This is a genomic window from Enterobacter cloacae complex sp. P27C (genome assembly GCF_014895705.1).
Lineage (GTDB): Bacteria > Pseudomonadota > Gammaproteobacteria > Enterobacterales > Enterobacteriaceae > Enterobacter > Enterobacter bugandensis.
This window is the reverse complement of the sequence record NZ_JADBQB010000001.1, coordinates 513,065-529,041: the sequence shown is the minus strand read 5'-3', so window position 1 is coordinate 529,041 and position 15,977 is coordinate 513,065. Positions and strand designations below refer to the sequence as shown.

Here is a 15,977-nt window from a genome sequence, read left to right as displayed (position 1 = left end):
CCGATAATAGGCGGCTTTTTTATTTCAGGCTAAATAATGACCGATTACTTACTGCTCTTTGTCGGCACCGTGCTGGTTAACAACTTCGTTCTGGTGAAGTTCCTTGGCCTGTGCCCGTTTATGGGCGTGTCCAAAAAGCTGGAAACGGCGATGGGCATGGGGCTGGCGACGACCTTCGTCATGACGCTGGCGTCCATCTGCGCGTGGTTGATTGACACCTGGATCCTCATCCCGCTGGGGTTAATCTATCTCCGCACGCTGGCGTTTATTCTGGTCATTGCGGTGGTGGTGCAATTTACCGAAATGGTGGTGCGTAAAACCAGCCCGGCGCTCTATCGCCTGCTGGGTATCTTCCTGCCGCTGATCACCACCAACTGTGCGGTGCTTGGCGTGGCGCTGCTGAACATCAACCTTGGCCATAACTTCATGCAGTCGGCGCTGTACGGTTTCTCCGCCGCTGTCGGTTTCTCATTTGTTATGGTGCTGTTCGCGTCGATTCGCGAACGTCTCGCAGCAGCGGACATCCCTGCGCCATTTCGCGGTAATGCCATTGCGCTGGTGACCGCGGGTTTAATGTCTCTGGCCTTTATGGGCTTTAGTGGTCTGGTGAAGTTGTAATGAGTGCTATCTGGATTGCCATCGCCTCTATCAGCGTCCTGGGGTTGGTGTTTGGCCTTATCCTGGGCTACGCCTCCCGCCGTTTCGCGGTAGAGGACGATCCCGTTGTAGAGAAAATTGATGAGCTTCTGCCGCAAAGCCAGTGCGGCCAATGTGGCTACCCCGGCTGCCGCCCCTATGCCGAAGCGGTAGGGGTTCAGGGTGAAAAAATTAACCGCTGCGCGCCCGGTGGTGAAGCGGTAATGTTGAAAATTGCCGCCCTGCTTAACGTCGATCCGCAGCCCGTTGATGGCGATGCGGACGTGCAGGAGCCGGTCCGTGCCCTCGCGGTGATCGACGAAGCAAACTGCATCGGCTGCACCAAATGTATTCAGGCCTGTCCGGTCGACGCCATTGTTGGCGCAACGCGCGCCATGCACACCGTTGTGGCGGATCTCTGCACCGGCTGTAACCTCTGCGTGGCCCCCTGCCCGACGCAATGTATAGAGCTGCGCCCGGTTGAAACGACTACCGAAAGCTGGAAGTGGGATCTTCAAACCATTCCGGTTCGCAATATTCCTGTGGAACAACATGCTTAAGTTATTTTCTGCTTTCAGAAAAGAGAAGATCTGGGACTTTGACGGCGGTATCCATCCGCCAGAGATGAAAACCCAGTCCAACGGCACGCCGCTGCGTCAAATTCCGCTGGCGACGCGTTACGTCATGCCGCTCAAGCAGCATATTGGCGCTGAGGGCGAGCTGTGCGTGAAAGAAGGCGATACGGTGCTGCGCGGTCAGCCGCTGACCTTCGGACGCGGACGTATGCTGCCGGTACACGCCCCCACCTCCGGTAAGGTGGTCGCCATTGCGCCGCATACGGTGGCGCATCCGTCCGCGCTGTCGGAACTGAGCGTGATTATTGAAGCCGACGGCGAAGACCGCTGGATTGACCGTGACGGCTGGAGCGACTACCGCAGCCAGAGCCGCGAAGCGCTCATCGAGCGCATTCATCAGTTCGGCGTGGCCGGGCTTGGCGGCGCGGGCTTCCCGACCGGCGTCAAGCTGCGCGGCGGTGGCGATAACATTCAGACGCTGATTATCAACGCCGCCGAATGCGAACCGTACATCACCGCCGACGATCGTCTGATGCAGGACTGTGCCGCCCAAGTGGTGGAAGGCATCCGCATCCTTGCGCACATTCTGCAGCCGCGGGAAGTGCTGATTGGTATCGAAGACAATAAACCGCAGGCTATTTCAATGCTGCGCGCCGTGCTGGCCGGTAGCCATGATATCGCCCTGCGCGTTATTCCGACCAAGTACCCCTCTGGCGGCGCAAAACAGCTGACGCAAATCCTCACCGGCAAGCAGGTCCCGCACGGCGGACGCTCGTCGGATATCGGCGTGCTGATGCAAAACGTCGGCACCGCTTACGCCGTCAAGCGTGCGGTGATTGACGGCGAGCCGTTGACCGAGCGCGTGGTAACGCTGACCGGAGAGTCTGTCTCTCGTCCGGGTAACGTCTGGGCGCGCCTCGGCACGCCGGTGCGCCATCTGCTGGAACAGGCTGAATTTTGCCCGGCCAGCGACCAGATGGTGATCATGGGCGGTCCGCTGATGGGCTTTACCCTGCCGTGGCTCGACGTTCCGGTAGTGAAAATCACCAACTGCCTGCTCGCCCCTTCCCCAACCGAAATGGGGGAGGAGCAGGAAGAGAAAGGCTGCATCCGCTGCAGCGCCTGTGCCGATGCCTGCCCGGCGGATCTCCTCCCGCAGCAGCTGTACTGGTACAGCAAAGGCCAGCTGCACGATAAAGCCAAAGCCCATAACCTGGCCGACTGCATCGAATGCGGCGCCTGCGCCTGGGTCTGCCCAAGCAATATTCCGCTGGTGCAGTACTTCCGCCAGGAGAAGGCCGAGATTTATGCCATCTCCATGGAAGAAAAACGCGCCGCAGAAGCCAAGGCACGTTTCGAAGCGCGTCAGGCGCGTCTCGAACGTGAGAAGATGGCTCGTCAGGAGCGACATAAGCAGGCCGCCGTTCAGCCTGCCGGGAAAGATCAGGATGCAATCAACGCCGCACTGGCGCGCGTTCGCGAGAAAAAAGCCAGTGCCGCCCAGACGCTGGTGATCCAGGCCGGTGAAAAACCGGATAACAGCGAAGCGATTGCCGCCCGCGAAGCGCGTAAAGCTGCGGCCCGCGCCCGTCAGGCGGAAAAAGCGCAAGCGGCGCAGCCGGAAGCTGAAATCGATCCACGCAAAGCCGCCGTCGAAGCGGCAATAGCCCGTGCCAAAGCGCGCAAGGCCGGGGAGCAGCCAGTGGTGGTTGAACAGGAACCGGTCGATCCGCGTAAAGCTGCCGTTGAAGCGGCGATTGCCCGCGCCAAAGCGCGCAAAGCAGCGCAGCAGGCGCCAGCCGCAGAACCTGAAGCACCGGTCGACCCACGCAAAGCCGCCGTTGAAGCGGCGATAGCCCGCGCCAAAGCGCGCAAAGCAGCGCAGCAGGAAGAGCAGCCGCAGGCCGCCAACGATGACCCGCGCAAGGCCGCCGTCGCCGCCGCCATTGCGCGCGTTCAGGCAAAGAAAGCCGCACAGCAAGCCGTAAACGAGGATTAAATGGTTTTCAGAATCGCAAGTTCCCCTTACACCCACAATCAGCGCCAGACCTCGCGCATCATGATGCTGGTCTGCCTGGCCGCGCTGCCGGGCATTGCCGTTCAGTGCTGGTTTTTCGGCTGGGGAACTCTGTTCCAGATAGCTCTTGGATGCGCCAGCGCCGTCGCGGCGGAAGCCCTCGTGCTGAAGCTGCGCAAGATGGCGGTTTCCCGCATCCTGGCGGACAACTCCGCTCTGCTGACCGGCCTGCTGCTGGCCATTAGCATTCCCCCGCTTGCCCCGTGGTGGATGGTGGTGCTCGGCACCGTGTTTGCCGTGATTATTGCCAAACAGCTCTACGGCGGCCTCGGTCATAACCCGTTTAACCCGGCGATGATTGGTTACGTGGTGCTGCTGATCTCTTTCCCGGTACAGATGACCAGCTGGCTGCCACCGCACGAGATTGCAGCCACGGTTCCCGGCTTTATGGATGCTCTGCAGGTGATCTTTACCGGCCATACGGCGCTGGGTGCTGATATGAACGCGCTGCGTATGGGCGTGGACGGTATCAGCCAGGCGACGCCGCTCGATACGTTTAAAACGTCGCTGCATGCCGGGCACAGCGTTGAGCAAATTATGAAATCGGCCATCTACAGCGGCGTGCTGGCGGGAGCCGGCTGGCAGTGGGTCAACCTGGCGTATCTGCTGGGCGGCCTGTTCCTGCTGCAGCAGAAGGCCATCCGCTGGCATATTCCGGTCAGCTTCCTCGTGACGCTGGCGGTCTGCGCCACGCTGGGCTGGGTATTCTCTCCTGAATCGCTGGCCAGCCCGCAGATGCACCTGCTCTCCGGCGCGACCATGCTGGGTGCCTTCTTTATCCTGACGGATCCGGTGACGGCCTCAACGACTAACCGCGGACGCCTGATCTTCGGCGCGCTGGCTGGCCTGCTGGTTTGGCTCATCCGCAGCTTCGGCGGCTACCCGGACGGCGTGGCCTTTGCCGTCCTGCTCGCCAATATTACCGTTCCGCTCATCGACTATTACACGCGTCCGCGCGTGTACGGCCATCGCTAAGGGTTTCGCCATGTTAAAAACGATGCAAAAACACGGCGTCACGCTGGCTGTCTTCGCCGCGGTCCTGACGGGGCTGACGGCACTGGTTAATGCGTTGACCAAAACGACCATCGAAGAACAGGCCTCGAAGCAGCAAAAGGCGCTGTTCGATCAGGTGATCCCGTCCGATTTCTACGATAATGACCTGCAAAAAAGCTGCTTTGTGGTAGATGCGCCGCAGCTTGGGAAAGGCCCGCACCGCCTCTTTATCGCCCGCAAAGGGGATAAACCGGTCGGCGCGGTGATGGAAGCGACCGCCCCTGACGGCTATTCCGGCGCCATTCAGCTGCTCGTGGGCAGCGATTTCTCCGGTACCATCCTGGGCACCCGCGTGACGGAACATCATGAAACGCCGGGTCTTGGCGACAAAATTGAAACCCGTCTGAGCGACTGGATTTTGCACTTTGCCGGTAAAGTGATCCATGGTGAAGATGACACCGCGTTTGCGGTGAAGAAAGACGGCGGCGAGTTTGACCAGTTCACGGGCGCAACCATCACCCCGCGGGCGGTGGTAAACGCCGTAAAACGAGCCGGGCTGTACGCTGAAACGCTGCCCGCGCAGATCAACAATCTTCCGGCCTGTGAGGAGTAATCATGAGCCAGGTTAAAGAGGTTATTGTCCAGGGATTGTGGAAGAACAACTCCGCGCTGGTACAGCTTCTGGGCATGTGCCCCCTGCTGGCAGTGACATCCACCGCCACCAACGCGCTCGGTCTGGGTCTGGCAACCACGCTGGTATTGACCCTGACCAACCTCTCCATCTCTGCCCTGCGACGCTGGACGCCGTCGGAAATTCGTATTCCGATTTACGTCATGATCATTGCGTCGGTGGTCAGTATTGTCCAGATGCTGATTAACGCCTACGCGTTTGGTCTGTACCAGTCGCTCGGGATCTTCATTCCTCTTATCGTCACCAACTGTATCGTGGTCGGGCGTGCGGAAGCGTTCGCGGTGAAAAACAGCCCGGCCATGTCGGCGCTGGATGGTTTTTCCATTGGCATGGGCGCCACGTGCGCCATGTTCGTGCTGGGCTCGCTGCGTGAAATCCTCGGCAACGGTACGCTGTTCGACGGCGCAGATGCGCTGCTGGGCGGCTGGGCTAAAGCGCTGCGCGTTGAGGTGTTTCACACCGATACGCCGTTCCTGCTGGCGATGCTGCCGCCCGGCGCGTTTATTGGCCTCGGCATGATGCTGGCGATAAAATACCTGATTGATGAGAAACGTAAGCGCCGCGCGGCTGAGCGCAGCGTTCTGGAAGGGACACCCGAGAAGGCCTCATGAATAAAGAAAAGCGCATTGCGATCCTGACCCGTCTGCGGGACGAGAACCCGCACCCGACGACGGAGCTGAATTTTACCTCCCCGTTTGAGCTGCTGATCGCGGTGTTGCTCTCTGCGCAGGCGACCGACGTGAGCGTCAATAAAGCCACTGCCCTGCTCTATCCGGTCGCCAATACGCCGAAGGCCATGCTGGAGCTGGGCGTGGAAGGCGTTAAGTCTTATATCAAAACCATCGGCCTGTTTAACAGCAAAGCCGAGAACGTGATTAAGACCTGTCGGATCCTGCTGGAACAGCACGGAGGCGAAGTACCGGAAGATCGCGCCGCGCTGGAAGCCTTGCCGGGCGTGGGGCGTAAAACCGCGAACGTTGTGCTCAATACCGCGTTTGGCTGGCCGACCATCGCCGTTGATACGCATATATTCCGCGTCTCAAACCGGACCAACTTCGCCCCAGGGAAAAATGTCGAGCAGGTAGAAGAGAAGCTATTAAAAGTGGTTCCTGCCGAATTCAAGGTTAACTGCCACCACTGGCTGATTTTGCACGGTCGTTATACCTGCATAGCCCGAAAGCCGCGCTGCGGCTCCTGCGTTATTGAAGATCTCTGCGAATATAAAGAAAAAGTCTATCCCTGACCGTCATAATCCCCTTACCAAAAGAAGGACTACCGTTCGTTCTTCTTTTGGCCGTTATTTGTCCGCTCTTACTTTCTCCTGACTTGTCACTTGTTCGGCTCTATAACGCTCAAACAGGTTAATACTTTTTTCATAGCCAAAAATTTCTATACATCTGTGATCGCGATCACTCTGATAACGTCATGTTGATTTTTTGTAGTCAAAGTCATCGCAAACCCTTTGCCGGGCAAGATTTAAATGCGTTTACCCGGAAGATAAGACCAGCTATTTTTCAGAATATGGGCTATATCACTACAACAAGCGGCAAATAGCAGAACATATCGCCAAAACCCCATCGCACTGGGTGTATACCAGTCGAAAAAACTACCTTTAGTTATCGTATAAAATTTAACGCTAAATAACATTTGTAGAAACCGACAATTATACCGCTCAAGATATATGTAACAGATTATTACAAACGTATTGCCAGACGGGGCAGGATAGTGAACATTACCCGCCGTTTCTCCTCCCAATATAACTATAAGGCGGATGGGCTACGGCCATCACGCGATGAACACCCCCGTTAATATGGGATGTAAAAAAAGAGGTATATGTGTCGACTGCAAACAATAAACCAACAGATGAAAGCGTGAGTCTGAACGCTTTTAAACAACCGAAAGCGTTTTATCTCATCTTCTCTATCGAGTTATGGGAGCGTTTTGGTTACTACGGCCTGCAAGGGATCATGGCGGTTTACCTGGTTAAACAGCTGGGTATGTCCGAAGCCGATTCCATCACGCTGTTCTCCTCCTTTAGTGCCCTCGTTTACGGTCTGGTTGCTATCGGCGGCTGGCTGGGTGATAAAGTTCTCGGTACTAAGCGCGTCATTATGCTGGGTGCCATTGTTCTGGCTATTGGCTATGGTCTGGTTGCATGGTCAGGACATGATGCGGCTGTGGTCTACATGGGCATGGCAACCATCGCCGTAGGTAACGGCCTGTTCAAAGCGAACCCGTCTTCCCTGCTCTCAACCTGCTACAGCAAAGATGACCCACGTCTGGACGGTGCATTTACCATGTACTACATGTCCATCAACATCGGTTCCTTCTTTTCCATGCTGGCAACCCCATGGCTGGCCGCGAAATTCGGCTGGAGCGTGGCGTTTGCGCTGAGCTTCGTGGGTATGCTGATCACCGTGGTAAACTTCCTGTTCTGCCGCAACTGGGTGAAAGACTACGGTTCAAAACCTGACTTCGAGCCTGTCCACATGGGCAAGCTGCTGGCTACCATCGTGGGCGTTGTCGTCCTGGCGGCGATCGCCACCTGGCTGCTGCACAACCAGGGTATCGCTCGTGCCGTTCTGGGCGTAGTTGCGCTGGGCATCGTGGTCATCTTCGCGAAAGAAGCGTTCGCTATGAAGGGTGCAGCCCGTCGTAAGATGATTGTGGCGTTCATTCTGATGCTGGAAGCGATTATCTTCTTCGTGCTGTACAGCCAGATGCCAACCTCTCTGAACTTCTTCGCTATTCGTAACGTTGAGCACTCTATCCTGGGTATCGCATTCGAACCCGAGCAGTTCCAGGCGCTGAACCCATTCTGGATCATGATCGGTTCCCCGATTCTGGCCGCAATCTATAACAAGATGGGCGATCGTCTGCCAATGCCGCACAAGTTCGCGGTGGGTATGGTGCTCTGTTCTGGTGCGTTCCTGGTGCTGCCGCTGGGGACAAAGTTTGCGTCCGACGCCGGTATCGTGTCCGTTAACTGGCTGATCCTGAGCTACGCGCTGCAGTCTATCGGCGAACTGATGATCTCCGGTCTGGGTCTGGCGATGGTTGCACAGCTGGTTCCACAGCGTCTGATGGGCTTCATTATGGGTAGCTGGTTCCTGACCACTGCCGGTGCGGCGATCATCGCCGGTAAGATCGCAAACCTGATGGCTGTGCCAGAAAACGTGACCGATCCGCTGCTCTCCCTGAACGTCTACGGTACCGTGTTCATGCAGATTGGTATCGCTACGGCGGTTATCGCGGCGCTGATGCTGCTGACAGCGCCGAAACTGAATCGAATGACTCAGGACGACGACAAGACGGCGGAAGCGAACAAAACCGCTACCGCGTGATATTTGAGAGAAACGACAGAACAGAAGCCGCTAAGAGATTAGCGGCTTTTTTTTTGTCCCTTCGCGCACTAACATAGCTGAAACCTCAGCAAAAAGGAGTTACCGATGAAACTGTTCTACAAACCGGGCGCGTGCTCTCTTGCTTCCCATATTACCCTGCGCGAGAGCGGCAAAGATTTCACGCTGGATGGCGTTGATCTGATGAAAAAGCGCCTGGAAAACGGGGATGACTTTTTTGCGATTAACCCAAAAGGGCAGGTTCCGGCCCTGCTGCTGGATGACGGAACTCTGCTGACCGAAGGCGTGGCGATTATGCAATTCCTGGCGGACAACGTACCGGATCGCCAGCTCCTTGCCCCTACCGGCAGCGTCGCACGTTATAAAACGCTGGAGTGGTTGAACTATATCGCCACCGAGCTGCACAAAGGTTTTACCCCCCTCTTCCGCCCGGATACGCCGGAGGAGTACAAGCCGACCGTGCGAGCTCTGCTGGAGAAAAAGCTGCAGTATGTTAACGAATCGCTGAAAGACGATCAGTGGATTTGTGGTTCACGCTTCACCATTGCCGACGCGTACCTGTTTACCGTACTGCGCTGGGCGCGTGCGGTTAAGCTGAACCTGGAAGGGTTGGACCATATCGCATCGTATATGGCGCGCGTGGCGGAGCGTCCAGCAGTGGCCGCTGCGCTAAAAGCGGAAGGGTTGAATTAAGCGAGGCGTCTGTGTTGCCGGGTGGCGCTGACGCTCACCCGGCCTACGAACTCAGGACGATTATAGCCGTGTGGCGCTGAAATAGTGCTCCGGCTTCGCGATACGATCCTGTGCCGCGACCACCTGCAGTTCATATTCCTGCATCTCTTTCGTCGCAATCATAATTTCGTACACCGCTGCCGTCACGTGCTCCAGCGCGTCTTTCACCGTTGCACCCTGCAACAGTTTCACCAGCAGCAGCCCGCTGGTCACATCACCCACGCCCACCGGCTGACGCGTGCCGAAATCCACCAGCGGACGGCTGATATGCCATGCGTCATCTTTCGTCACCAGCAGCATCTCAAAACGCTCCTGGGTCAGCCCTGCGCGGGCGAGATGTTTTACCAGCACAATCTCCGGCCCCTGGGCAATCAGCTCGCGAGACGCGCGTACAGCCTCTTCTACGCTGTTAACCGGATGCCCGCAGAGGATCTCCAGCTCAATCAGGTTGGGCGCAATGATATCGCTGGCGGGCAGCGCATGGCGAACGTGAAATTCCGCTACGCCAGGCGCCACAATGCAGCCTTTCTCCGGGTGTCCCATGACGGGGTCGCAGAAATATTTTGCCGCCGGGTTTGCCGCTTTCACCTGACGGACGATGCCGAGGATGTGTTCCCCCTGCTCCGCTGAGCCGAGGTAGCCGCTCAGAACGGCGTCGCAGCGCTTGAGCTGGTCGATATCCGCAATACCCTGCACAACCTCTGTGAGGTGCGAAGGCGGCATCACGCAGCCGGTCCATTTGCCGTATTGCGTGTGGTTAGAGAACTGCACGGTATTGAGAGGCCAGACGTTGGCACCGAGGCGGCGCATCGGGAATTCCGCTGCGCTATTGCCAGCATGTCCAAACACAACGTGGGACTGAATGGCGAGGATGTTCTTCATCTTTTTCTTACCAAACCCTGAACAAACAAAAAGGGCGTGGTTTCCCACGCCCCTCGAGACTTTTACTTACTTCCAGCAGACCAGACAGTAGTTTTTCTTACCGCGGCGCAGTAGCGTGTAGCGGCCATACAGACGATCGCCGTCAACGAAGGTGTATTCCGGATCAGCCTGCTTTTCACCGTTGATGGTGATAGCGTTGGAGGCGATGGTTTTACGCGCCTGACCACGGGAAGGCTGGAGCTCAGAGTCCACCAGCGCCTGCATCAGGTCAGCTCCTTTTTCCATCTCAACCATCGGCACGCCGTCCTGCGCCAGCTGTTCGAAGTCCGCTTCGCTCAGATCGCTCAGCGTACCGTTGAACAGGCTTGCGGTGATGCGTTTTGCCGCGGCCAGGCCCTCTTCACCATGAACCAGTTTGGTCACTTCGTCCGCCAGAACGTACTGGGCACGCGGCGCTTTACCGCTGTTCTTATCTTCCTCTTCCAGCGCATTGATCTCTGCAATGTCCATGAAGGTGAAGAACTTCAGGAAGCGGTAAACATCGGCATCCGCCGTGTTGATCCAGAACTGATAGAATTTGTACGGGCTGGTTTTCTTCGGATCGAGCCACACCGCGCCGCCTTCGGTTTTACCGAATTTGGTGCCGTCTGCTTTGGTGATCAGTGGAACGGTCAGGCCGAAGACCTGGTTCTGATGCAGACGACGGGTCAGGTCGATACCGGAGGTGATGTTCCCCCACTGGTCAGAGCCGCCGATCTGCAGAGAGACGCCGTGCAGCTTGTTCAGGCAGGCAAAGTCATAGCCCTGCAGCAGGTTGTAGGAGAACTCGGTAAAGGAGATACCCTGATCGTCACGGTTCAGACGCTGCTTGACCGCTTCTTTGTTAATCATCTGGTTAACAGAGAAGTGCTTGCCGATGTCACGCAGGAAGGTCAGCACGTTCATGCCGCCAAACCAGTCGTAGTTGTTAGCAGCAATGGCAGAGTTATCACCACAGTTGAAGTCGAGGAACGGTGCAACCTGTTTGCGGATCTTATCCACCCACTCCTGCACGGTATCTTCGGTGTTCAGCTTACGCTCCGCGGCTTTAAAGCTCGGGTCACCAATCAGACCGGTCGCGCCGCCCACCAGGGCAACAGGCTTATGACCCGCCATCTGGAAGCGTTTCAGGCATAACAATGGAACAAGATGCCCCAAATGCAAGCTGTCAGCGGTGGGATCGAAGCCGCAATAGAGCGCGATCGGGCCTTGCGCCAGTCGCTCTGCTAACGCTTCCTCGTCCGTCACCTGGGCCACGAGGCCCCGCTCTTGCAATTGTTTAATCAAGTTACTGCTTGCCATCAAATTCTCCATGTATAAACGACTGCACCTTTGCCGGTACACGACTTTTCGCCTGATGCGAAAGGACCATAGAATAAAGCGCAAGCGCGGTGTGCGCTAGCGCTTAAATCAACAAATTTCGGGGATTACGGGGCCAGTCTGTCGATTTTCCAGCCGCCATTCTCGCGCTGGTATAAAAAGCGGTCATGCAGGCGATGCTCACCACCCTGCCAGAATTCCATCTGCTCAATCGGAATGCGGAAGCCGCCCCAGAAGCTCGGCAGCGGAATTTCCCCCTGCTGGAACTTCTGTTTCAGCTCCAGGAATTTACTTTCCAGCACGCCGCGGGCAGAGATCCGGCTGGACTGTTTTGATACCCAGGCACCAATCTGGCTGTCGCGCGGGCGGCTGTGGAAATACTTCACCACCTCAAGGGTCGAGAGACGTTCCGCTTTCCCGGTGACCATCACCTGACGTTCAAGCATATGCCACGGGAACAGCAGGCTGATGCGCGGGTTGTTTTCTAAGTGGTGCGCCTTGCGGCTGCCCAGATTGGTATAGAACACCAGCCCTTTCTCGTCGTAATGCTTAAGCAAGACGATGCGCTGATACGGTTGACCGTTTTCATCTACCGTCGCGACGACCATGGCCGTTGGGTCGGCCAGCTTCGCGTCGCAGGCCTGTTTCAGCCAGCGCTCAAAAAGCACGAGGGGTTCAGCGGGAAGATCCTGGCGACGCAGGCCGCCTTTGGTGTATTCACGGCGCAGATGCGCAATTTGCTGCAGTTCGTCGTTATCTGACATGGCGTTAGCTGATCTTGAGATTGGGTGGCGCTATTGTGCGCCGCCCCTGTAAAAATCTCAACGCTTCGGATTTTCAAGCTGGCAGTTGTTCAGCACAATGCGGTCTCGTTTGTAGACCGTGGCGCTGTCGCCTTTCGACCAGAAGACATAGATGCCGTCCGAATAACGCGCCCCGGAGGCCGAGATACCCTGCTTAAGGGTTAGCAGCTTGTTATCGTAAACGAAGCTGGCTTCCTGACGCGGGTTATTCAGCTTCACGGTCAGCGGTTTTTCATCGCAGCGATACTCCAGCGTATCGGTCTGCATGCGCTCAAGGAACTGGTTATAGACGCTGCATCCTGACAGCAATAAAGGCGCGGCAATAAGAAGAAGTTTTTTCATGGGCGTATTCCGAAGACTTTCCTGGTCCTGGAGGGCATGGCTGCCCCCCTGTTTTATTCCATTCTAACGACGAGGCGCCGCGCTGAATTTCAGTTAACTCTGATTATGACGAGGATTTGCAGGGAAAATCGCCCCGAGGACGCTGGCCTCACGCGCGCCGGTTACCGACGGCAAATTCCCTGGCAGCCCGGCGATGGTGCGCCAGGCAAGCCAGGCGAAAGCCAGCGCTTCCATATCATCCCCGCTGATGCCGGCCTCGTCCGTCGTGGTCACCTCAGTGCCCGGCAGCAGCCCGGCAAGACGCGCCATCACCAGCGGGTTTCGGCTTCCCCCGCCGCACACCAGCAGGCGTTCGCAGCCGCCGCTGAGCAGCACTTGCTCAGAGATCGACACGGCCGTTAATTCGGCAAGCGTCGCCTGGACGTCCTGCGGGGCGAGTGCCGGGAACAGCGCAAGCTGGCGCTCGAGCCAGCCAAAGTTAAAGTATTCTCGTCCCGTGCTTTTCGGCGCCGGTAAAGCAAAATAAGGGTCGCTGAGCATGGACTGCAGCAGCGGGAGAACCACTTTCCCCTCACTCGCCCACTCGGCGTTTTTATCATACGGTTGACCGCACTGCCGCCAGATCCAGGCATCCATTAACATATTTCCCGGGCCGGTATCGTAGCCGCGAACGGGCTGCCCCGGAATAAGCATCGAGAGGTTAGCAATCCCGCCTATGTTGAGCACCATGCGGCGTTCTGAAGGGTGCGCCAGTAGTGCCTGATGAAACGCGGGCACCAGCGGTGCGCCCTGTCCGCCAAGGGCAATATCGCGGCGACGAAAATCCCCGACGACCGTTACGCCCGTCTTCGCCACAATCTGGTTGTTATCGCCGATTTGCAACGTATGCGGCGCGTCGCCAGTCGGCTCATGCCAGACGGTTTGTCCGTGACACCCGATGGCGACCACATCCTGGGGACGAAGATGTTCTTTTTGCATTAACGCCTGCACCGCATCCGCAAACAGCGCCCCCAGCCGAACATCAAGTTGACCAAGCTGGGAGAGGGTTAACTGCTGCCCCTGACAGATGCTCAGAATGTCCTCTTTTAGCGAAAGGGGGATTGGCCAGGTCAGGCTCGCCTGCTGTGCCACCATATGTTCGTCAATGGCGGCCAGAACGACATCTACCCCATCCAGACTGGTGCCCGACATCACACCAATGTAGCGACCCGATTTCATGCGCTTTCCTTACGTTGCGTGGGCTAAGGATATCCACTCAACCATAAACAGCGCTCCTTTGCCATCCGACGATAATATTTTTTAACAATGTCTTGCCGGTATGGCGAGTGGCTCCTGTTTATGTCTCGTTAAGTCAAATTCAAGTACAATTTTCTTATTGTTAGTGCAAAGATATGAACTATGGCTCTTTATGCCATATAATTTAGCCATAACGGATGCCTCCAGATGGGCGTTTTTGGTGAACAGGAGATTCAAATGATTGTACGTGTACTGGGCGTTTCGCTGATTGGTTTAACCCTGGCTGGCTGTGTGAACGACAGCTCGCTGTCTGGCGACGTTTACAGCGCTTCTGAAGCAAAACAGGTTCAGAGCGTGACTTACGGTACCGTTGTTAACGCCCGTCCTGTACAAATTCAGGGTGGTGATGAAAACAACGTGATGGGCGCAATCGGCGGTGCTGTACTGGGTGGTTTCCTGGGTAATACCGTTGGCGGCGGCACGGGCCGTTCTCTGGCAACCGCAGCGGGCGCTGTAGCGGGTGGTGTCGCGGGTCAGGGCGTTCAGGGCGCGATGAACAAAACCCAGGGTGTAGAGCTGGAAATTCGTAAAGACGACGGCAGCACCATTATGGTTGTTCAGAAGCAGGGCAACACCCGCTTCTCTGCGGGTCAACGCGTCGTGCTGGCGAGCAACGGCAGCCAGGTTACCGTTTCTCCGCGTTAATTAAAAATGGATGTGGTCATCAGGCCACATCCATTTACAATATATATCACTCTCACAAATATATTTACAGAATACATTCACCCCACACATTATTAAACGCGCCATATATTGTTTCTGCGCAAAGTATTTAGCGTGCTAATTGATTAAACTCTTCGCAATCATCTCTTCATAATTATTTTAATTTGTATAACTTTATATGCTTGCGAATAGTCGTTCTGTAAAAGGTCGTTATATCTCGTTCTGTTTCGGTTGCTTTGTCGTCATCGGAATATTACAGGCTTTATTTTCAAAACTGGTTGACTGGGTTCCGTCCTTTTCGCCTCTTTTGTTCCCCACACTCACCATTTTTTTACTCGTGTTTCACCTGTTTATTGCCTGTTTTATGGCGATGAAATACTGGTGTGATAAGCGGCGGCTCTATCTGATTGCCATCTCATTTGCCTTTGCCGGTTCGGCCTTGCTGATGGTCGGAACATTGACCAGCTTTCCGGCGTGGCTGGATCTCTATCAATTCAACGTTGTGAACTACAACGATGCGATGATCTACTATATGTTCCGCCACCTCTTAATGGCGGTGCTGATGATCGTTTCGGCATTACTTTATCCCACGCGCAATCTGCCCCTTTCACGGCTGGCGCATATCATCATCGTTAGCGGTTCATTTCTTTTTACCGCATGTATGGTGATTCTGGCCTGGATGTATTCCAGCCATTCCCCGTTTTTATCCCTCGATCTGGTTGATAATGAAACGCGGCAGTTTATGGTTCTCTGGAGCCACAGCATTAATATTTCATTAATCGTTTTCTGGGTCGTGACACTAGCCACGCTGATGTTTATTACGCGCGTGCGTAATCTGTTCTGGGTAGGCGGTAATTTTCTGTGTGTCTGCTATGTCGTCACGCTCGCTATGCTGTTGGTAGGCGGACATGCAGAAGATATATCCTGGTATCGTGCTCGATTATTTGAAACCGTCGCGACGCTGATTATTATTTTTGTGCTGCTCTATGATGTCTTCAGGTTGTATCGTGACTCCCATTTGAAGTATCAGCAGTCGTATCAAAATTCGATTCGCGATCCGCTCACGCGCCTTTATAACCGCAGCTACTTTTATGAATCGTTAAACCAGGCGCTGGGCATCGCCAAACCCAGCCGCCCGGTTTCGGTTATCGTCAGCGATCTCGATCGTTTCAAGCGTATCAACGACAACTACGGTCACCTGCAGGGAGATAAAGTCCTGCAGTTTGTCGCCAATCTGCTGATGGACTCCGTACGTCCGCAGGATATCGCAGCGCGAATCGGCGGCGAAGAGTTTGTCCTGATGCTGGCAAACACCTCCGCAGAAGACGCATATCAGGTGGCGGAGCGCATTCGGTTGAAGCTAAGCGGTTTTGATAAAATTAGCAGCGAGGGTCAGTTACCAGAGCCGATTACCATCAGCATGGGGGTGTTTACGGCAACCTCTTCGTCGGTAAGCGCAGAAGCGTGCGTGGAAAGTGCCGATAAGGCGATGTATGAAGCGAAAGAGACGGGCCGTAACCGCGTCGTTGTCTTTAAGTAAAAACAAGGCCTTGCAGATGCAAGGCC

16 protein-coding genes are annotated in these 15,977 nt (G+C 55.8%); 11 read left to right on the top strand and 5 right to left on the bottom strand.

The genetic code is table 11. The features are described 5' to 3' along the window. Positions 1-36 precede the first annotated feature (36 nt). From rsxA to gstA, 9 genes are all read left to right on the top strand, one after another. A complete protein-coding gene (rsxA, locus tag IM291_RS02650) occupies positions 37-618 on the top strand; it encodes an electron transport complex subunit RsxA (RefSeq protein WP_028012919.1) in 582 nt (193 codons plus the stop codon). After that, positions 618-1,196 carry an electron transport complex subunit RsxB gene (rsxB, locus tag IM291_RS02645; protein WP_048222798.1) on the top strand — a complete coding sequence of 193 codons (579 nt, stop codon included), beginning with the start codon at positions 618-620 and terminating at the stop codon, positions 1,194-1,196. Before rsxA ends, rsxB begins: the two co-directional genes overlap by 1 nt. Next, the gene (gene rsxC / locus IM291_RS02640; RefSeq protein ID WP_192986047.1) at positions 1,189-3,210 is read left to right on the top strand and encodes an electron transport complex subunit RsxC; all 2,022 of its coding nucleotides are present in this window, start codon (positions 1,189-1,191) and stop codon (positions 3,208-3,210) included. Before rsxB ends, rsxC begins: the two co-directional genes overlap by 8 nt. Next, entirely contained in the window at positions 3,211-4,263 is a 1,053-nt protein-coding gene (gene rsxD, locus IM291_RS02635; protein WP_028012916.1) for an electron transport complex subunit RsxD, read from the top strand. Positions 4,264-4,273: 10 nt separating this feature from the next. After that, positions 4,274-4,894, top strand: coding sequence for an electron transport complex subunit RsxG (rsxG, locus tag IM291_RS02630; RefSeq protein WP_045261492.1), 621 nt, complete (start codon positions 4,274-4,276; stop codon positions 4,892-4,894). A 2-nt stretch (positions 4,895-4,896) separates the two neighbouring features. Further along, positions 4,897-5,583, top strand: a complete 687-nt coding sequence (locus IM291_RS02625; RefSeq protein ID WP_023617347.1) for an electron transport complex subunit E — start codon at positions 4,897-4,899, stop codon at positions 5,581-5,583. Next, positions 5,580-6,215 (top strand): endonuclease III, encoded by a 636-nt coding sequence (nth, locus tag IM291_RS02620; protein ID WP_192986045.1) that lies wholly within the window; start codon positions 5,580-5,582, stop codon positions 6,213-6,215. The genes IM291_RS02625 and nth overlap by 4 nt, the downstream gene beginning before the upstream one ends. A gap of 592 nt (positions 6,216-6,807) precedes the next feature. Continuing rightward, complete coding sequence (dtpA, locus tag IM291_RS02615; protein ID WP_028012913.1) at positions 6,808-8,316, top strand: dipeptide/tripeptide permease DtpA; 1,509 nt, start codon at positions 6,808-6,810, stop codon at positions 8,314-8,316. Between the two features lie 105 nt (positions 8,317-8,421). Next, complete coding sequence (gene gstA / locus IM291_RS02610; protein ID WP_028012912.1) at positions 8,422-9,027, top strand: glutathione transferase GstA; 606 nt, start codon at positions 8,422-8,424, stop codon at positions 9,025-9,027. Positions 9,028-9,087: 60 nt separating this feature from the next. Here gstA and pdxY read toward each other — a convergent pair whose 3' ends face one another. From pdxY to anmK, 5 genes are all read right to left on the bottom strand, one after another. Beyond that, a complete protein-coding gene (gene pdxY, locus IM291_RS02605; RefSeq protein WP_192986043.1) occupies positions 9,088-9,948 on the bottom strand; it encodes a pyridoxal kinase PdxY in 861 nt (286 codons plus the stop codon). A 66-nt stretch (positions 9,949-10,014) separates the two neighbouring features. Continuing rightward, positions 10,015-11,289, bottom strand: a complete 1,275-nt coding sequence (tyrS, locus tag IM291_RS02600; RefSeq protein ID WP_028012910.1) for a tyrosine--tRNA ligase — start codon at positions 11,287-11,289, stop codon at positions 10,015-10,017. Between the two features lie 125 nt (positions 11,290-11,414). Next, the gene (gene pdxH, locus IM291_RS02595; RefSeq protein WP_028012909.1) at positions 11,415-12,071 is read right to left on the bottom strand and encodes a pyridoxamine 5'-phosphate oxidase; all 657 of its coding nucleotides are present in this window, start codon (positions 12,069-12,071) and stop codon (positions 11,415-11,417) included. Between the two features lie 57 nt (positions 12,072-12,128). Beyond that, on the bottom strand, positions 12,129-12,452 hold the full coding sequence (gene mliC, locus IM291_RS02590; protein WP_028012908.1) for a C-type lysozyme inhibitor: 324 nt from the start codon (positions 12,450-12,452) through the stop codon (positions 12,129-12,131). Positions 12,453-12,545: 93 nt separating this feature from the next. Next, a complete protein-coding gene (gene anmK / locus IM291_RS02585; RefSeq protein WP_192970972.1) occupies positions 12,546-13,670 on the bottom strand; it encodes an anhydro-N-acetylmuramic acid kinase in 1,125 nt (374 codons plus the stop codon). Positions 13,671-13,925: 255 nt separating this feature from the next. Here anmK and slyB point away from each other — a divergent pair, with 255 nt between their 5' ends. Together slyB and IM291_RS02575 are read left to right on the top strand one after the other, a co-directional pair. After that, positions 13,926-14,393, top strand: a complete 468-nt coding sequence (slyB, locus tag IM291_RS02580) for an outer membrane lipoprotein SlyB (RefSeq protein ID WP_028012906.1) — start codon at positions 13,926-13,928, stop codon at positions 14,391-14,393. Between the two features lie 196 nt (positions 14,394-14,589). After that, positions 14,590-15,951 carry a GGDEF domain-containing protein gene (locus tag IM291_RS02575; protein ID WP_049000860.1) on the top strand — a complete coding sequence of 454 codons (1,362 nt, stop codon included), beginning with the start codon at positions 14,590-14,592 and terminating at the stop codon, positions 15,949-15,951. The last annotated feature ends 26 nt before the right edge of the window (positions 15,952-15,977 follow it).